The organism is Pseudomonas sp. KCJK8993 (assembly GCF_046230915.1).
Classification (GTDB): domain Bacteria; phylum Pseudomonadota; class Gammaproteobacteria; order Pseudomonadales; family Pseudomonadaceae; genus Aquipseudomonas; species Aquipseudomonas piscis.
In genome coordinates this window covers 16,140-31,930 of sequence record NZ_JBJJLO010000005.1, presented here as the reverse complement: position 1 = coordinate 31,930, position 15,791 = coordinate 16,140, and the positions used below count along the sequence as shown (strand labels likewise).

Below are 15,791 nucleotides of genomic sequence, written 5' to 3'. Positions count from 1 at the left end.
CCCCATTAATAAATCTCAGAGAGGCACCTGCACTTGGCCATCCGCACCTATCAGGACCACAGGCCGAAACTCGGCGAACGAGCCTTCGTCGACCGCTCGGCGGTAGTCATCGGCGACGTCGAGATCGGCGCCGACAGCTCGGTCTGGCCCCTGACCGTGATCCGCGGCGACATGCACCGCATCCGCATCGGCGCCCGCACCAGCGTGCAGGATGCCAGCGTGCTGCACATCACCCATGCCGGCCCGTTCAATCCCGAGGGTTTCCCGTTGTTGATCGGCGATGACGTGACCATCGCGCATAAGGTCATGCTCCATGGCTGCAGCATCGGCAGCCGGGTCCTGATCGGCATGGGCAGCATCGTCATGGACGGCGCGGTGGTAGAGGACGACGTGATAGTCGGTGCCGGCAGCCTGGTACCGCCGGGCAAGCGCCTGGCCAGCGGCTTCCTCTATGTCGGCAGCCCGGTGAAGCAGGTGCGGCCGCTGACCGACAAGGAACGTGCGTTCTTCACCTATAGCGCCGGCAACTACGTGAAGCTCAAGGACCAGCACCTGGCCGAAGGCTACGACCAGCCCTGACCAACCGTTGCACAGCCCAGGAATTCCCATGCATTACCAAACCGTATTGTTCGATCTCGACGGCACCCTCACCGACCCTCGCGAAGGCATCACCCGCTCGATCCAGTTCGCCCTGGGCAAGCTGGGCATCGACGAGCCGGACCTTGCCAGGCTCGAACACTTCATCGGCCCGCCGCTGCTGCAGGCCTTCATGCAGTTCTATGGCTTCGACGAGGCCCGGGCCTGGGACGCGGTGAACTTCTATCGCGAACGCTTCAAGGTCACCGGCCTGTACGAGAACCGCGTCTTCGACGGCGTCATGCCGCTGCTCGAGACCCTCGGCGGCCAGGGCCGGCAGCTGTACATCGCCACCTCCAAGCCCTGGGTGTTCGCCCGGGAGATCGCTCGTCACTTCGACTTCGCCAAGCACTTCAAGGTGATCTACGGCAGCGAGCTGGACGGCACCCGTACCGACAAGGTGGAGCTGATCGCCCACCTGCTGGAGCAGGAACGCCTGGACCCGGCCGACACCCTGATGATCGGCGACCGCAAGCACGACCTGATCGGCGCGAAGCGCAATGGCCTGGACGCGGCAGCGGTGGGCTACGGCTTCGGCAGCCACGAGGAACTGAGCGCCGAGGCACCGGCCTATCACTTCCAGACCCTGGAGCAACTGCACCAGGCCTTCCTGCCGCGCTGAACCGAGTGCATCGCGGGCCAGCACGCTTATCCCGGTAGGAGCGAGGCTTGCCCGCGATGAGGACGGATCGTCAGATCCAGATCGCATCCCAAAGCGAATAATCTCCTACCTGCTTCACTAACCCCGCGCGTAATGGATTGGCCACGATGTACCGTGCAATGGCCAGTACATCTTCTTCCTTGCGAATGCCCCGATCATGGTAACCACGTTGCCAAACTGCCTCTTTGCGCCGCCGCTGGCGATTCAACGATACGCAAATGCGCGAGCGTGTTATGCCCATCAGCACAGGTAACGTGGTGTCGTGCAGTTCGACCAACCAGTGAAAATGATCGGGCATGACGACAAAGGCCAATGAGCTGGCGAGTTGCTCCTGTTCGGCCTGCTTGAAAGCCGCTACTACCAGGCGCCCCGCTTGCAAATTGTCGAATAGGGGTTCTCGGTCCTGGGTGACAGAGGTAAGGACATAGATGTGCCCGGGCTGGGAATAGCGTCCAGTGCGCAGGCGATGAGCGTGAGGTTTTTGGGGCATGGTCAATCCTCCTTGATCATGTTTCAGGCTAGATCGAAGGAGGCAGAGACGGGGTGTATCTGTAGTGCTAGATGTGTCCGGAAAGGCGCTATCGCGGGCAAGCCTCGCTCCTACGAAAGCAAGCGTGTTCCTGGGTGTGCTTCTAGAGGCCACCCATCAGGGCTTTGAGCGCCGCCTTGCGCTTATCGGGCGACTGGCGGCCGAGCTTTTCAACCGCCGCGTAGAAGGCCGGCCAGTCGCCGTGCACTTCCTTGAACAATGCGGCGAAGGCCGGCACCCACTGGTCGTACAGGCCGAAGGGCAAGAGCCGGGCATTGTTCATGGGGGCGTCGATCCAGGCGTCGTAGCGCTTGGAGCCGGCCCATTGGCTGTCCCGTAGCTGGCGGTAGTCCTGGCGCATGCGCTCGAACTCCTGGGCCTTGCGCTGGCGCATCTGCTCGGCGGGCAAGGGCAGGGCATACAGCTGCTCCAGGCGCTTGCGGGTGTCGAGCACCAGCTGGGTGAACTGGTCGCGCTGGCGCAGCTCGCCATCGGTGGCCGGCGGCAAGCCGCGATAGGCCCGCCATTGCCGGGTGCCTTCCTGCTCGACGAAAGTGGCGAAGGACTCGTTGAACTCGGTGTCGTCCTTTACGTAGAAGCGCTGGTGGGCCAGCTCATGGAAGATCAGGGTCGCCAGGCGCTCGTCGCCCCAGTGCAGCATCGAGCTGATGATCGGATCGTCGAACCAGCCCAGGGTCGAATAGGCCTCCACCCCGCCAACGGCCACATCCAGGCCCTTTTGCTGCAACAGCGCCGCCTCGCCCCGGGCCGCGCCCTGGTTGTAGTAGCCGCGATAGGCCACGCAACCGGCGATGGGAAAGCAATGGGTTTGCGGGGCCAGGGAAAACTCCGGGGTAGCGAACACGTTCCACACCACATAGGGCCGGCCGATATCGACGTACAGCCGATAGCTGCGGTTGTCCGGCAGGTGCAGGTGCTCGCTGGCGAAGGTCCGGGCCCGCTGCGACTGGACCAGGTGGGCCCGCAAGGTAGCGTCGCGGGATGGATCGGCCAGCACCTGGGTTACCGGCGTACGCGCGCGCAACAGCTGTAATTGGCCACTGGCCAGCTGGCTGTAGTAGCTGGCGCTGCTGCAACCGTTGAGCAGCAAAAGCACCAGGATCGGAAACCAAACGCGCCAAACGCGATCAAGTACCCCATGGCTTGGACACGGCCTAGTCAAATCGAATCATCCACAGAGAGTCTGCCCGCAAGACTATCTCGCCTGCCTGGAGCTTTGCCATGCGCGTGTTGCTGCTGACCACCGGATTACTGGCCCTCAACGGCTGTGCCAGCCTGCCCGATCCCGACCCGGCGCAAGCCTGGATCGATCTCGCCCCACCCCAGGACACCACCTTGCAAGCCGTGCAAGTGGACGCCAAGGGCGCCGGGGACCCGCGCTACTTCCAGGTCCAGCCGGGCAGCCATGAATTGACCCTGCGCTACCAGTTCGCCGTGGCCCCGGGCAATATCGGCGCCGACGTGGAGAAGCCGCTATGGCGCGACTGCCAGTTGAACGTGAAATTCAGCGATTTCAGCGCTGGCCAGCGCTACCAGGTGCGGGCCGGCAACATCGGCTTCCATCCCTGGGCCAGGCTCTACGACGAACAGCACACCCTGCTGGGCAAGGCACAACCAGCGGGCTGCCAGCGCAGCTGATCGGCGCTATGCTGGGGCTCCTTCGCTAACCCGGCCCCTTGTTCATGCGCCTGCCACTGCTGATCCTCGCCCTTGCCACCCTCACTGCCTGCAGCACGCCACTGCCCAGCGTCGACCCGCAACAGGCCTGGATCGACTTGGCCACCCCGGCGCCGGGGGGCCGGCTGCTGATGGCCGAGCGCCTGGACAACCAGCGCCTGAGCGACGGCCGGTTCTTCCAGGTCACTCCCGGTAGCCACGAATTGATGGTGCGTTTCGATTTCGAAGTGTTCGCCGGCGGCATGGGCATGACCACCGACCCACAGGAGCGGCTGTGCTACCTGAGCCTGCGCTACGACCACTTCCAGGCCGGCCAGCGCTACCGGCTGGAAGCCCGCAACCTGGCGTTCACCCCCAGCGCCCGGCTGTACAACGCCCAGCGCGAGATCGTCGCCGAAGAGCGGATGATCAACTGCGTACCCTGAGCCGGTTCAGCGATCGTTCTTCTGGTAGATGATCTTCTTCGTGCCGTTCTCGCAGCTGCCGACCACCATGTTGTCGTCGTGGACCTCGTCATTGGTGACGATTTCCAGGGTGTAGGAGGAGACGCCCCGGGCCTGGATCTTGGCTTCGATCTCGGCCTTGAGTTCCTCGCAGGGCTTGGGCGCGGCCAGGGCCGATGTGGCCAGCGCACAACTTGCTACCGCCAAGGCAAAACGTTTCATGATTGCAAACTCCCTTGTTGCGGCGTGTGCGAACGCACACTCAAGCCGCAGTCAGGTATTCGACCACATTTTCCATGACCCGGTGCTGAACGGGCGCACAGCCTGGGCCTGCCGGCTCCCGATGCGGAAGCCGGCGGCCACGTTCAACCGAGCAGGGTCGCGTCCAGCGTGATGCTGGCCTTGAGCACCTTGGATACTGGGCAACCTTCCTTGGCCTTGCGGCTCAGTTCGTCGAACTGCTGCTGGCTGGCCCCCGGGATCCTGGCCTTGAGGACCAGGTGCACGGCAGTGATGGCGAAGCCGCCATCGACCTGGTCCAGGGTCACTTCAGCCTGGGTATCGATACTCTCGACCTTGAGCCCGGCCTCGCCGAGGATCATGGAAAACGCCATGGAAAAGCAGCCGGCATGGGCCGCGCCGATCAATTCCTCGGGGTTGGTGCCCTTGCCGCCTTCGAAGCGTGCCGTGAAGCCGTAGGGGGCGTCGCGCAGGACCCCGGTTTCGGTGGAAATCGATCCCACGCCGGTTTTCAGGTCGCCTTGCCAATGGGCCGAAGCCTTTTTCTGGATAGCCATGTATCTCTCCTCGAGGAAGCGGTGCAGGGGAATTCCCGCGCCTCAAGGGTTCTGAGGACAGATCCGCGGGCAAAGTTCAGCCGGTCTGCAGCGACCATTCACCCGACAAATTCACTCTGGCTATTGAAACTCGGGTATATGCCCACATTGCATAGGTCTGACTGACAGATTTCGGCAGGTTTTGCGCGTGTAAAAGCCTGCACACCTCAAGGAGAAGCAGGCTTATGCAATCGCTGTCCGCTGTGAAGTTCTCGACCCTCGACCTGGTGCCCGTGCGTGAAGACGGCAGCCCGGCCCAATCCCTGCGCAATTCCCTGGACCTGGCCCAGCATGTAGAAAAGTTCGGCTATACCCGGTTCTGGGTCGCCGAGCACCACAACATGGATGGCATCGCCAGTTCCGCCACCTCGGTGCTCATCGGCTATCTGGCCGGCGGCACCTCGACCATCCGCATCGGCTCTGGCGGGGTGATGCTGCCCAACCACGCGCCGCTGGTGATCGCCGAGCAGTTCGGCACCCTGGAAAGCCTGTACCCGGGACGCATCGACCTGGGCCTGGGCCGGGCTCCGGGCTCGGACCAGATGACCGCGCGGGCCCTGCGCCGGGAACGTTCCGGCAGCGCCGACGACTTCCCCGAGGATGTGGCCGAGCTGATGGCCTACCTGGGCCCGCGCTCCCCGGAACAGCGAGTGATCGCGATGCCCGGCACCGGCAGCAACGTGCCGGTGTGGCTGCTGGGTTCCAGCCTGTTCAGCGCGCAGTTGGCTGGGGAGCGAGGCCTGCCCTACGCCTTCGCCTCGCACTTCGCACCGCGCTACATGCATGAGGCGATCCGCGTGTATCGCAATCACTTCAAGCCTTCGGCGGTACTGGACAAACCCTACGTGATGCTCGGCGTACCACTGGTAGCCGCCGATACCGACGAGCAGGCCGACTACCTGGCGACCTCGGTGTACCAGCGCATCCTCGCCCTGATGCGCGGCCAGAGCCTGGTCCAGCGCAAGCCGGTCAAGAGCATGGACGGCTTGTGGCTGCCCCATGAAAAGGACGCGGTGGGGAGTTTCCTCGGCCTGGCGATGATCGGCAGCCCGGCGAAGATCCGCGCCAGGCTGGAAGTGCTGGTGGAACAGACGGGCGCCGACGAGTTGATCTTCACCTGCGACCTCTACGAGCACGCCGACCGCCTGCATTCCTACGAGCTGCTGTCCCAGGTGATGAAGGGCTGAGCGGGCCTGGATTCCGGGCACAAAAAAGCCGACGCCTGGCGTCGGCTTGGTTTTTCCCGGAGGCTACAAGGGATCAACCGCGCTTGTAGACGATCTCCTTGGTGCCGGCTTCGCAGGAGCCGACCACCTTGCCATCGGCCGCGGCGCCCTTGTCGACCACTTCCAACGAGTAGTGGGGGACGCCCTTGGCATCGATCTTCGCGGCGATCTCGCTCTTGAGCTCCTCGCATGGCTTGCCGGCGGCAAGGGCAGTTCCCGCAAGACTGAACAGAGCAGCAGCTAAAACTAGTTTTTTCATCGGTCACATTCCCTGGTCGGATCAACAGTGGCGGCGTGAATGCCAGCCTGACAGAGGCTCAAGACAGTTGTAGCGCTTTGCCATTTCCTATGGCACTCGGCCAGCGCACAAGTTCCAGAGCCTAGCTCAAGCCCTCAACTATTGGCAATGCGGAAGCCAACCTTGAGGGTGACCTGGAAATGCGCCGCCTTGCCGTCCTTGATATGGCCACGGGTCTCGGTGACTTCGAACCACTCCAGGTGCTTGATGCTCTTGTGTGCCTCGGCCAGCGCATTGTTGATCGCGTCTTCGATGCTGTTGGGCGAAGAACCGACCAGCTCGACCTTCTTGTAGGTGTGATGATCACTCATGGCACTCTCCTTTTCCGGTGGTGAACTAAAGCCTAGCAGTGATTGCCCGCTGCACTTGTGGCGCCTTGTCTCAGGGGAAGTTCAGATTTTCTGCACTTTCCCAAGGCCGTGCAGTCGGAACCTACACACTTCATCACCACGTTGCAGGAGAGCCCACATGGCCAATTCGTCGTTACGCAAAGCCTCGCTGGAAAGTATGGAAGCCGAGATCGAGAGCCTGCTCAAATCCCTGGAGAGCCTCAAGGATGATGCTTCCGAGGAGTCGCGCAAGACCCTCAAGACCCTCAAGAGCAATGCCGAAAGCGCGCTGAAACATTCGCGCAGCCTGCTCAGCGATGCCTATGAAGAGGTCAAGGTGAAAACCCGCGAGACCGGGATCGCCACCCGCGACTACGCCCAGGAGCACCCCTGGACCACCGCCGGCGTCGCCGTCGGGGCCATCGGCCTGCTGGCCGCCTATCTGTTGTGCAAGCGCAACAACTGAGTCCGGCTCTTCACAGCAGAACTCAAGCCGGTTGGCGCAGTTCGGTCTTCAGCCACTGCGCCAGCTGCCGGGCGCGCCCGTCGGCGGCGCGCTTGGGCGACCATAACGCCAGCTGCCCCGGGGTCTCGCAAAAGCCCCAGGGCGCCACCAGCCGACCCGCCAGCAAGTCCTCGGCCACCAAGGGTTGCGGGGCGATCGCCACCCCCAGCCCGGCCACCGCCGCCTCCAGCAAATAATACAGATGCTCGAACCCCTGGCCGTATTTCAGTGCCTCGGGGGCGATGCCGTTGCGCCGTGCCCAACTGGGCCAGGCCTGGGGTCGTGAGGTGGTGTGCAGCAGCGGCTCGGCCACCAGGGCCGTCGCCGGTGCCTGGTGCAGGCGCGGATAACCGGCGTAGCGCGGGCTGAGCACCGGGCCGATGCGTTCGCCGGCCAGCTCATGCACCTGCATGTCCGCCGGCCAAGGCGGCTCGGCGAACACCAGCAGGGCATCCAGCCCCGGCCGTCGTGGGTCCAGATCGCCTTCGCCGGCGGACAGGTGCAGGCGCAGGTCCGGCAGGTCGGCATTGAGCCGGCCCAGGCGCGGAATCAACCAGCGCGCCAACAGGCTGCCGGAACAACCGAGGACGAAAGGCGCATCGGCGCCGCCTTGAGTGAGTTCGGCACAGACATCCCGCAAGCGTTCGAAGGCCTCGCTGCTGGCGTCCCGCAGGCGTACCCCGGCATCTGTGAGTTTAACGCCACGCCCATCCTTGCTGAAAAGGCTCAGCCCCAAGTGTTCCTCAAGCACCTTCAATTGCCGGCTGACCGCGCCGTGAGTGACATGCAGCTGCTCGGCGGCCTGGCTGACGCTGTTCAACCGGGCAGTGGCTTCGAAGGCCCGCAGGGCATTCAGGGGGGGCAGGTCGCGGCTCATTTGACTTGTGAGTTTTCCTGACATGTTGTGGCGATCTTATCGGTTTTCAGCGCCCGATGGCAGGGGTAGAGTGGGGTCCATTGTTTCCACGCTTTCTTCCACGAATCCATCCGGGAGCGCTCCAATGACCCAGTCCCAATTGCGTAATGGTCCTGACGAAAACGGCCTGTTCGGCGGGTTCGGCGGCCGTTATGTCGCAGAAACCCTGATGCCGCTGATCCTCGACCTGGCCCGTGAATACGAAAAGGCCAAGCAGGACCCCAAGTTCCTCGAAGAGCTGGCCTACTTCCAGCGCGACTACGTCGGCCGCCCCAGCCCGCTGTACTTCGCCGAGCGCCTGACCGAGCACTGCGGCGGCGCCAAGATCTACCTCAAGCGTGAAGAGCTCAACCACACCGGCGCGCACAAGATCAACAACTGCATCGGCCAGATCCTCCTGGCCAAGCGCATGGGCAAGCAGCGCATCATCGCCGAGACCGGCGCCGGCATGCACGGCGTGGCCACCGCCACCGTGGCTGCGCGCTTCGGCCTGCAATGCGTGATCTACATGGGCACCACCGACATCGAGCGCCAGCAGGCCAACGTATTCCGCATGAAGCTGCTGGGCGCCGAGGTGATCCCGGTCGTGGCCGGCACCGGCACCCTCAAGGATGCGATGAACGAAGCCCTGCGCGACTGGGTGACCAATGTCGACAACACCTTCTACCTGATCGGCACCGTGGCCGGCCCCCACCCGTACCCCGCCATGGTCCGCGACTTCCAGGCGGTGATCGGCAAGGAAACCCGCGAGCAGATGCAGGCCCACGAAGGTCGCCTGCCGGACAGCCTGGTGGCATGCATCGGCGGCGGCTCCAACGCCATGGGCCTGTTCCATCCGTTCCTCGATGACCAGGGCGTGCAGATCATCGGCGTCGAGGCCGCGGGCCACGGCATCGAGACCGGCAAGCACGCCGCCAGCCTCAACGGCGGGGTGCCCGGCGTACTGCACGGCAACCGCACCTTCCTGCTGCAGGACGACGATGGCCAGATCATCGATGCCCACTCGATTTCCGCCGGCCTGGACTATCCCGGCATCGGCCCGGAACACGCCTGGCTGCATGACATCGGCCGGGTCGAGTACACCTCGATCACCGATACCGAGGCCCTCGAGGCATTCCACCAGTGCTGCCGCCTGGAAGGCATCATCCCGGCGCTGGAGTCCTCCCATGCTCTGGCGGAGGTATTCAAGCGTGCACCCAACCTGCCCAAGGACCACCTGATGGTGGTCAACCTCTCGGGCCGTGGCGACAAAGACATGCAGACCGTGATGCACCACATGCAACAGTCCCAGCAGGAGAAACACTGATGAGCCGCCTGCAAACGCGCTTTGCCGAACTCAAGGAACAGAACCGCGCCGCCCTGGTGACCTTCATCACCGCCGGTGACCCGAACTACGACACGTCCCTGGCGATCCTCAAGGGCCTGCCGGCCGCCGGCGCCGACGTGATCGAACTGGGCATGCCCTTCACCGACCCCATGGCCGACGGCCCGGCGATCCAGCTCGCCAACATCCGAGCCCTGGGCGCCAAGCAAAACCTGGCGAAAACCCTGCAGATGGTCCGCGAGTTCCGCGTGGACAACAGCGACACGCCGCTGGTGCTGATGGGCTACTTCAACCCGATCCACCACTACGGCGTACCGCGCTTCATCGCCGATGCCAAGGCCGCCGGGGTCGATGGCCTGATCGTGGTGGACATTCCGCCAGAACATAACAGCGAGCTGTGCGACCCGGCCCAGGCCGCAGGCATCGACTTCATCCGCCTGACCACGCCGACCACCGACGACACGCGCCTGCCCAAGGTGCTCGACGGCAGCTCGGGGTTCGTCTACTACGTGTCGGTGGCCGGGGTGACCGGCGCCGGCGCCGCGACCCTGGAACATGTGGAGCAGGCCGTGGCCCGCCTGCGCCGGCATACCGACCTGCCCATCAGCATCGGTTTCGGCATCCGTACCCCGGATCAGGCCGCGGCCATCGCCCGTCTGGCCGATGGCGTGGTAGTGGGCTCGGCGCTGATCGACCACATCGCCAGCGCCGAAACTCCCGCCCAGGCCGTGGACGGTGTGCTGAGCCTGTGTTCGGCGCTGTCCGAGGGCGTGCGCAAGGCCCGGATCGGCTAAGGCCGGGCCAGCAGCGAAAAAGGGTTCCAGGAGCAGTCCTGGAACCCTTTTTTCATTGCCGGGCGCCTCAGAACACGCTCAGGTCCAGAGGCCGCAGCGCGCCCATCCAGATCGCATGCTCGGTGTGATCCCGTAGCTCGTCGCCGGTTTCCGGGTGCAGGAACACCACCAGCCCCTGGCGATTGAGCGCCAACCAGGGCACCACCTGGCCGAACAGTTCCGGCCCGAAGGCCAGCTGGCAACTCCAGTCCGGATGCGGCCCGACTTGCCGCTCGTGGACCCGGCCCATGCGCAGGTCGAACAATTGCGCCGCCTGCTCGCACAAGGCCCGGGCCTGGTCGATGGTGCTGGCGTCAAAATAGACATGGGCGTGATAGCCCTTGATGCATTGCATGCAAACCCTCGCGATGTAAGACGAACCCTCGTGGCCCGCCACAGGTCACAAGCCTACCAGTAGGAAACAAGGAGGCCCGGCCATGAAAAATGCCGAAACCCCAGTGGTCAAGCTGGCGCTCTATGGTGCCATGAGCAGCCTGGGCAGTGCGCTGATGGCGGAAAGCCTGAGGCGCCAGCATGAAGTCATCGCCATTCTCGACGATCTCACCGCCCTGGCCCCGCGCCCTGGCTTGCGCACCAAGGGCGGTAATCTGTTCGATGCCGAGGGGGTGCAGCAGAGCGTAGCCGGCTGCTCGGCGGTGATCTGCCTGCTGGATGCTCCCGGCCTGCCGGGCAGTGCGATCCCGGGCAGGGTCGCCGATCCGCTGGCCCAGGTGCAGGCGGCCGATGCGCTGGTTGCAGGCCTGCAAGCGGCCAAGGTCCAGCGGCTGGTCCTGGTGGGCAATTTCGCCATTCTCGACGACCCGCCCGTCTATACCAGCCTGCCCCGTCACGCTGCCGAGGAGATCCTCGAGGCCCTGCACAACAGCCCGCTGGACTGGACCCTGGTCAACGCCCCGCGTTCGGTGGCCGGGCTGGGTATCGAACACTTCAACCAGGTGGGCGAGAGCCTCGAGCCCGGGCTCGCCGAGCCTCTGCGGCGGCTCAACGGCGTGGCCGTGGGCATCAATGACGAGCTGCGCCTGAATCTGCACCTGCGCGAGCACGTGGAGTTCGTCGGCATCCACGAAAACGCTTGATGCTCAGGACAGGGGAGCCAGGCTCGCCGCCACGTCCAGCAGCTGTCGGCGCAACCACAGGTGGGCCGGATCGGTGTCGTTGCGCCCATGCCAGATCGCCAGCAGCGGCGATGGCTCGACCGCCAGCGGCAAAGGCCGCTGGCACAGGCCCAAGCGCCGCTCAAGATCCCGAGCCAGGGGTTGCGGCACGATCGCCACCAACGGCGACTGCTCCAGCAACTGCGGCAGCACCAGGGAGTGGGGCAGGGTGACCTTGTACCGGGGCCGGCGCCCGATCGCCGCCATGGCTTGCTCCAGCTGCTGGCGGTGGAACATCTCCGATTGCCGGGCGATGCCGCGCTCGAGGATGTAGCCGTTGACCGCGCCTTCCTCCTGGCCACCGACCGAAAGGATGACCAAGGGGCAGTCCGCCAGGGCCTGCAGCGTCACCTGCGGCAGCTCGAGCAGCGGGTGGCCGGGACACATCAGCAATACATCGCGCTGCTCCCACAGGCAGGCGCTGTGCACCCGCCGCGGCAACTCGGCGAACATGCCGATGGCCAGGTCGATACGCCCGACATCGATCTGTTCGGCCAGGTCCAGGCGGGTCGAGGGCCGGACCACCAGGTCCACCCCCGGCGCCTGCCGGGCCAGGCGCTGCAGCAATGGCGCCAGCAGCACCGAACTCAGGTAGTCGTTGCTCGCCAGGGTGAAGGTGCGCACGGCGCTGGCCGGGTCGAAGGCTTCCACGCCCACGGTGCGCTGGATGCTCAGCAACGCCTCGCGCAAAGGGCCGGCGATCGCCTCGGCCCGGGCCGAGGGCTGCATGCCCCGGGCGGTGCGGATGAACAGCTCGTCCTGCAGGGATTCGCGCAGCCGGGTCAGGGCATGGCTGACCGCCGACTGGCTCAAATGCAAGCGCTTGCTGGCCAGGAGGATGCTGCGGTCCTCGTAGACCGCAGCGAAAACCCGCAGCAGGTTGAGGTCGAAACGCGGGAGGCCGGGCACTTCGTCACGGAGCATATTGCATATCCTGCAGGAGGCTATTGCGGATTGTTCGCTTGCCGCCGGGGGCGGGCGCGGGCAACTTTAACAGCATCCGACCCGCACCCAGAACGCCCCGCGACCAAGCCCGGCGATCACGCTGGCGGCTTGCCCGAAGTTCGCTGAAAGCCCTCTGCGTCCCAGGATTGCAGGGCCCGGCAGCGGCGATGGAAGACCACCCTGGAACCACGAACATGAACGCCCCCGATCTCAACGACATCCCGGCCCGGGACTGGGTCGCCACCCGGCTGCCCCGCACCTGGCAACCCTACGCCCGGCTGATGCGCCTGGACCGGCCCATCGGCACCTGGCTGACCCTGCTGCCGGCCCTGGCTTCGCTGCTGCTGTCCGCCGGGCAGGTGCCCCCGGCCTGGCTGGTGCTGGTGTTCTGCCTCGGCGCGCTGCTGATGCGCAGCGCCGGTTGCAGCATCAACGACATCCTCGACCGGCGCTTCGATGCCCAGGTCAACCGCACCCGCCAGCGCCCCCTGGCCAACGGCTCGTTGAGCCTGCATCAAGCCCTGGCCTGCCTCGCGATCCAGCTGTTGTTGGCCGCCGCCTTGCTGTTGACCCTGCAGCCGCTGACGGTGCTGTTGGCCCTGTGCTGCGTGCCCCTGACCCTGGTCTATCCGCTGCTCAAGCGCTTCACCCACTGGCCCCAGGCGTTCCTCGGCGCGGTGTTCAATTGGGGCGTGCTGATGGCCAGCGTGGAAACCACCGGCGCCCTGCAACCCAGCGCCCTGGCGTTGTGGCTCGGTTGCCTGTTCTGGCAGCTGGGCTACGACACCCTGTATGCCTACAGCGACCGTGAAGACGACCTGAAGATGGGCCTGCGCTCCACCGCGACCCTGTTCGCTGGCCAAGGCAAGGCCTGGATCGGCGGCTTCTACACCATGACGCTGTTGTGCTGGGGCGCGGCAGGGTTGCTGGCCGGGGCCAATCCCGGATTCTTCATCCTGCTGCTGCCGATCGGGCTTTCCCTGGCCTATCAGCTCAGCCTGTTCAGCCCCGACGATCCGGGGCCCTGCAACCTCCTGTTCCGCAGCAACTGCCATATCGGCGTCCTGCTGCTGGCCGGGGCCTCGGTAGCCATCGTCTAGCCACGGCCTTCGCCACACCCGCAACAAAAACGACCTCCAACCACACAAGGATTTGTCATATGCCTGCCCGTTCGTTCGCCCCCGCAATGCCCTCGCCAACCTCCGGCAACCCGCCGCAACAGTGGGCGACCCTGCTGCTGCGCCTGGCCCTGGGGGCCATGTATTGCGCCCACGCGCTGTTCAAGATCCTGGTGTTGGGCTGGCCGGGAACGATCAAGCTGTTCAGCCTCACCGGCATGCCCGAGTGGCTGACCTACCCGGCGGTGGCGGCGGAACTGCTGGGCGGCTTGCTGCTGATCCTGGGGATAGGCGTGCGCTGGGTGGCCCTGGCGCTGCTGCCGATGCTGCTGGGGGCCATCGCCTTCGTCCATGGCGCCCACGGCTGGATCTACACCAGCCCGGGCGGTGGCTGGGAATACCTGGCCTTCCTGGCCGTGGTGTCGCTGGCGTTGGTCTGCCTGGGCAACGGCGCGCTGTCCCTGGCCGGATTGTTCAAGGCCCCGGTCAAAGGGCAATGGACGGCAACGCCAAGCCCTTGAGGGCCTGGGCGCTGGTGGCTTGCTCGGCCATCAGCCAGTCGACGAAACGCTGGATCAGTGGCCCCCGGCGTTTACGCTGGGGCAGCACCACGCCACCGGCATTGCGAGCAAGGACTGGGGTAAGCCCTGCGGCAATGCTTTACCCTGACGCCTCTGAACACGCTGAACGCGAGGACCCATGGCCTGGCCAGACCGCCATTCACTGCTGCCGTTCCTGAGCTGGCTGCCACGCCAGACTCGCGCCAGTGTCGGCCGCGACCTGCTGGTGGGCCTGAGCGGGGCGATCCTGGCGCTGCCGCAATCGATCGCCTATGCCCTGATCGCCGGGCTGCCGCCGGAGTACGGGCTGTACGCGGCCATCGTCCCGGTGCTGGTGGCCTGCCTGTGGGGCTCGTCCTGGCACTTGATCTGCGGCCCCACGGCGGCCATTTCCATCGTTCTCTACACCAGCGTCAGCCCCCTGGCGATGCCGGCTTCGGCGGACTACATCACGCTGATCCTGCTCCTGACCCTGCTGGCCGGCATCTTCCAGTGGCTGCTGGGGATGCTGCGCTTCGGCGCGCTGGTGAACTTCGTCTCGCATTCGGTGGTGCTGGGCTTCACCCTCGGCGCGGCGGTGGTGATCGCCCTGGGCCAGTTGCCCAACCTGATGGGCCTGGACCTGCCGAACCAGGCCACCGCCCTTGGCAGCCTGGGCCTGCTGTTGCAGCACCTGGGCGACCTCGACCGGCCGTCCCTGCTACTGGGGCTCGGTACCCTGGCGCTGGGGGTCGGCTTCAAGCTGCTGGCCCCGCGCTGGCCAGGCCTGCTGCTGAGCCTGGTGCTCAGTGCGCTGGCGGTCTGGCTGCTGCCGGGGCTGTTCGGCCAGGTACGGCTGGTGAGTGCCTTCGCCGGCCACTTGCCGCCCCTGAGCCCGTTGCCGCTGGACCTGGAGCTGGTCCTGCGGCTGCTGCCCAGCGCCGTGGCGGTGGGCATGCTGGGGCTGGTGACCAGCCTGTCGATCGCCCGCTCGCTGTCGGCCCGCTCGGAGCAACTGCTCGACGCCAACCAGGAAGTGCGCGCCCAGGGCCTGTCGAACATCGTCGGGGCCTTCTTCTCCGGCTACCTGTCCTCCGGCTCCTTCACCCGCTCGGGGCTGAGCTACGAGGCCGGCGCCCGTTCGCCCCTGGCCGGGGTCTTCTCGGCGCTCTGGGTGGCACTGTTCACAGTGGCCGGCGCCGGGCTGATCGCCCATATCCCGATCCCCGCCATGGCCGGCAGCATCCTGCTGATCTGCTGGGGCCTGGTGGATCACCGGGCCATTCGCGCCTTGTTCCGGGTCAGTCGCGCCGAGTTCGCCGTGATGAGCCTGACCTTCATCGCCACCTTGCTCCTGGAATTGCAGACCGCGATCTATGCCGGGGTCCTGGCGTCGCTGTTCTTCTACCTCAAGCGCACCTCGCAACCCCGGGTGCAGTACAGCCGCGAAGGCGACGAGGACATCCTGCGGGTCGGCGGCTCGATCTTCTTCGGCGCCAGCCATTACCTGCAGGTGCGGATGCAGCGCTGCCACGGGGCGAAACTGGTGATCGACGCGCGGCAGATCAACTTCATCGACTATTCGGCAGTGGCGATGCTGCACCAGGAGGCGCGCCGGCTCAGGCGCCAGGGCGGCAGCCTGACCCTGCGCCGGGCGCGGGCCTCGGTGATCGAGGAATTGCGCAAGCTCGAAGGCGCGGATAAATGCCCGATCCGCTTTGAGGATTGAGCATGGGTTGCTGTGGGGTCATAGCGACGAACCCATCGCCAGCCGGCTATT

Annotated in this window: 21 protein-coding genes and 1 pseudogene; 12 read left to right on the top strand and 10 right to left on the bottom strand. The window is 65.3% G+C overall.

Annotation, left to right across the window (positions count from 1 at the left end):
* Positions 1–33 precede the first annotated feature (33 nt).
* Positions 34–579, top strand: a complete 546-nt coding sequence (locus ACK6AU_RS03125; protein ID WP_185696713.1) for a gamma carbonic anhydrase family protein — start codon at positions 34–36, stop codon at positions 577–579.
* Between the two features lie 28 nt (positions 580–607).
* On the top strand, positions 608–1,258 hold the full coding sequence (locus tag ACK6AU_RS03120; protein WP_185696714.1) for an HAD family hydrolase: 651 nt from the start codon (positions 608–610) through the stop codon (positions 1,256–1,258).
* A gap of 70 nt (positions 1,259–1,328) precedes the next feature.
* Here the strand turns inward: ACK6AU_RS03120 and ACK6AU_RS03115 are convergent, their stop codons facing one another.
* Both ACK6AU_RS03115 and ACK6AU_RS03110 read right to left on the bottom strand, forming a co-directional pair.
* Entirely contained in the window at positions 1,329–1,787 is a 459-nt protein-coding gene (locus ACK6AU_RS03115) for an REP-associated tyrosine transposase (RefSeq protein ID WP_185696715.1), read from the bottom strand.
* Positions 1,788–1,929: 142 nt separating this feature from the next.
* Complete coding sequence (locus ACK6AU_RS03110; protein WP_409297692.1) at positions 1,930–3,009, bottom strand: aminopeptidase; 1,080 nt, start codon at positions 3,007–3,009, stop codon at positions 1,930–1,932.
* Positions 3,010–3,068: 59 nt separating this feature from the next.
* Between ACK6AU_RS03110 and ACK6AU_RS03105 the strand changes: the two genes are divergently transcribed.
* Positions 3,069–3,485: a hypothetical protein gene (locus tag ACK6AU_RS03105; RefSeq protein WP_409297690.1), complete on the top strand. Its 417-nt coding sequence runs from the start codon at positions 3,069–3,071 to the stop codon at positions 3,483–3,485.
* A 44-nt stretch (positions 3,486–3,529) separates the two neighbouring features.
* Positions 3,530–3,949 (top strand): hypothetical protein, encoded by a 420-nt coding sequence (locus tag ACK6AU_RS03100; protein ID WP_185696718.1) that lies wholly within the window; start codon positions 3,530–3,532, stop codon positions 3,947–3,949.
* A 6-nt stretch (positions 3,950–3,955) separates the two neighbouring features.
* Here ACK6AU_RS03100 and ACK6AU_RS03095 read toward each other — a convergent pair whose 3' ends face one another.
* Entirely contained in the window at positions 3,956–4,189 is a 234-nt protein-coding gene (locus tag ACK6AU_RS03095) for a DUF1161 domain-containing protein (protein ID WP_022642240.1), read from the bottom strand.
* Between the two features lie 143 nt (positions 4,190–4,332).
* Positions 4,333–4,764: an OsmC family protein gene (locus ACK6AU_RS03090; protein ID WP_409297687.1), complete on the bottom strand. Its 432-nt coding sequence runs from the start codon at positions 4,762–4,764 to the stop codon at positions 4,333–4,335.
* Between the two features lie 224 nt (positions 4,765–4,988).
* On the opposite strand from ACK6AU_RS03090, the gene ACK6AU_RS03085 reads away from it, so the two are divergent.
* Positions 4,989–5,990 (top strand): LLM class flavin-dependent oxidoreductase, encoded by a 1,002-nt coding sequence (locus ACK6AU_RS03085; RefSeq protein WP_409297685.1) that lies wholly within the window; start codon positions 4,989–4,991, stop codon positions 5,988–5,990.
* Between the two features lie 73 nt (positions 5,991–6,063).
* Here the strand turns inward: ACK6AU_RS03085 and ACK6AU_RS03080 are convergent, their stop codons facing one another.
* A complete protein-coding gene (locus ACK6AU_RS03080; RefSeq protein WP_185696721.1) occupies positions 6,064–6,288 on the bottom strand; it encodes a DUF1161 domain-containing protein in 225 nt (74 codons plus the stop codon).
* A 134-nt stretch (positions 6,289–6,422) separates the two neighbouring features.
* Complete coding sequence (locus ACK6AU_RS03075) at positions 6,423–6,638, bottom strand: dodecin (RefSeq protein WP_022642236.1); 216 nt, start codon at positions 6,636–6,638, stop codon at positions 6,423–6,425.
* A 157-nt stretch (positions 6,639–6,795) separates the two neighbouring features.
* Here ACK6AU_RS03075 and ACK6AU_RS03070 point away from each other — a divergent pair, with 157 nt between their 5' ends.
* On the top strand, positions 6,796–7,122 hold the full coding sequence (locus ACK6AU_RS03070; RefSeq protein ID WP_022642235.1) for a YqjD family protein: 327 nt from the start codon (positions 6,796–6,798) through the stop codon (positions 7,120–7,122).
* Positions 7,123–7,144: 22 nt separating this feature from the next.
* On the opposite strand, the gene ACK6AU_RS03065 is transcribed toward ACK6AU_RS03070, so the two are convergent.
* On the bottom strand, positions 7,145–8,038 hold the full coding sequence (locus ACK6AU_RS03065) for a LysR family transcriptional regulator (protein WP_185696722.1): 894 nt from the start codon (positions 8,036–8,038) through the stop codon (positions 7,145–7,147).
* A 124-nt stretch (positions 8,039–8,162) separates the two neighbouring features.
* On the opposite strand from ACK6AU_RS03065, the gene trpB reads away from it, so the two are divergent.
* Positions 8,163–9,383 carry a tryptophan synthase subunit beta gene (gene trpB, locus ACK6AU_RS03060; protein ID WP_022642233.1) on the top strand — a complete coding sequence of 407 codons (1,221 nt, stop codon included), beginning with the start codon at positions 8,163–8,165 and terminating at the stop codon, positions 9,381–9,383.
* Positions 9,383–10,195, top strand: a complete 813-nt coding sequence (gene trpA / locus ACK6AU_RS03055) for a tryptophan synthase subunit alpha (protein WP_409297682.1) — start codon at positions 9,383–9,385, stop codon at positions 10,193–10,195. Before trpB ends, trpA begins: the two co-directional genes overlap by 1 nt.
* A gap of 67 nt (positions 10,196–10,262) precedes the next feature.
* Here the strand turns inward: trpA and ACK6AU_RS03050 are convergent, their stop codons facing one another.
* Positions 10,263–10,589 (bottom strand): DOPA 4,5-dioxygenase family protein, encoded by a 327-nt coding sequence (locus ACK6AU_RS03050; protein ID WP_185696724.1) that lies wholly within the window; start codon positions 10,587–10,589, stop codon positions 10,263–10,265.
* A gap of 82 nt (positions 10,590–10,671) precedes the next feature.
* On the opposite strand from ACK6AU_RS03050, the gene ACK6AU_RS03045 reads away from it, so the two are divergent.
* Complete coding sequence (locus ACK6AU_RS03045; RefSeq protein WP_185696725.1) at positions 10,672–11,331, top strand: NAD(P)-dependent oxidoreductase; 660 nt, start codon at positions 10,672–10,674, stop codon at positions 11,329–11,331.
* 3 nt (positions 11,332–11,334) lie between these two features.
* Here ACK6AU_RS03045 and ACK6AU_RS03040 read toward each other — a convergent pair whose 3' ends face one another.
* Entirely contained in the window at positions 11,335–12,333 is a 999-nt protein-coding gene (locus ACK6AU_RS03040) for a LysR family transcriptional regulator (RefSeq protein WP_185696726.1), read from the bottom strand.
* Positions 12,334–12,548: 215 nt separating this feature from the next.
* Here ACK6AU_RS03040 and ubiA point away from each other — a divergent pair, with 215 nt between their 5' ends.
* Both ubiA and ACK6AU_RS03030 read left to right on the top strand, forming a co-directional pair.
* Positions 12,549–13,454: a 4-hydroxybenzoate octaprenyltransferase gene (gene ubiA / locus ACK6AU_RS03035; RefSeq protein WP_185696727.1), complete on the top strand. Its 906-nt coding sequence runs from the start codon at positions 12,549–12,551 to the stop codon at positions 13,452–13,454.
* A gap of 59 nt (positions 13,455–13,513) precedes the next feature.
* Positions 13,514–13,993: a DoxX family protein gene (locus tag ACK6AU_RS03030; RefSeq protein ID WP_185696728.1), complete on the top strand. Its 480-nt coding sequence runs from the start codon at positions 13,514–13,516 to the stop codon at positions 13,991–13,993.
* Here the strand turns inward: ACK6AU_RS03030 and ACK6AU_RS03025 are convergent.
* Positions 13,959–14,090: pseudogene (locus ACK6AU_RS03025) on the bottom strand (LysR family transcriptional regulator); the annotation flags it as partial. The gene ACK6AU_RS03030 and the pseudogene ACK6AU_RS03025 overlap by 35 nt on opposite strands.
* 81 nt (positions 14,091–14,171) lie before the next feature.
* Between ACK6AU_RS03025 and ACK6AU_RS03020 the strand changes: the two are divergent.
* Positions 14,172–15,740, top strand: coding sequence for a SulP family inorganic anion transporter (locus ACK6AU_RS03020; protein ID WP_409297678.1), 1,569 nt, complete (start codon positions 14,172–14,174; stop codon positions 15,738–15,740).
* The last annotated feature ends 51 nt before the right edge of the window (positions 15,741–15,791 follow it).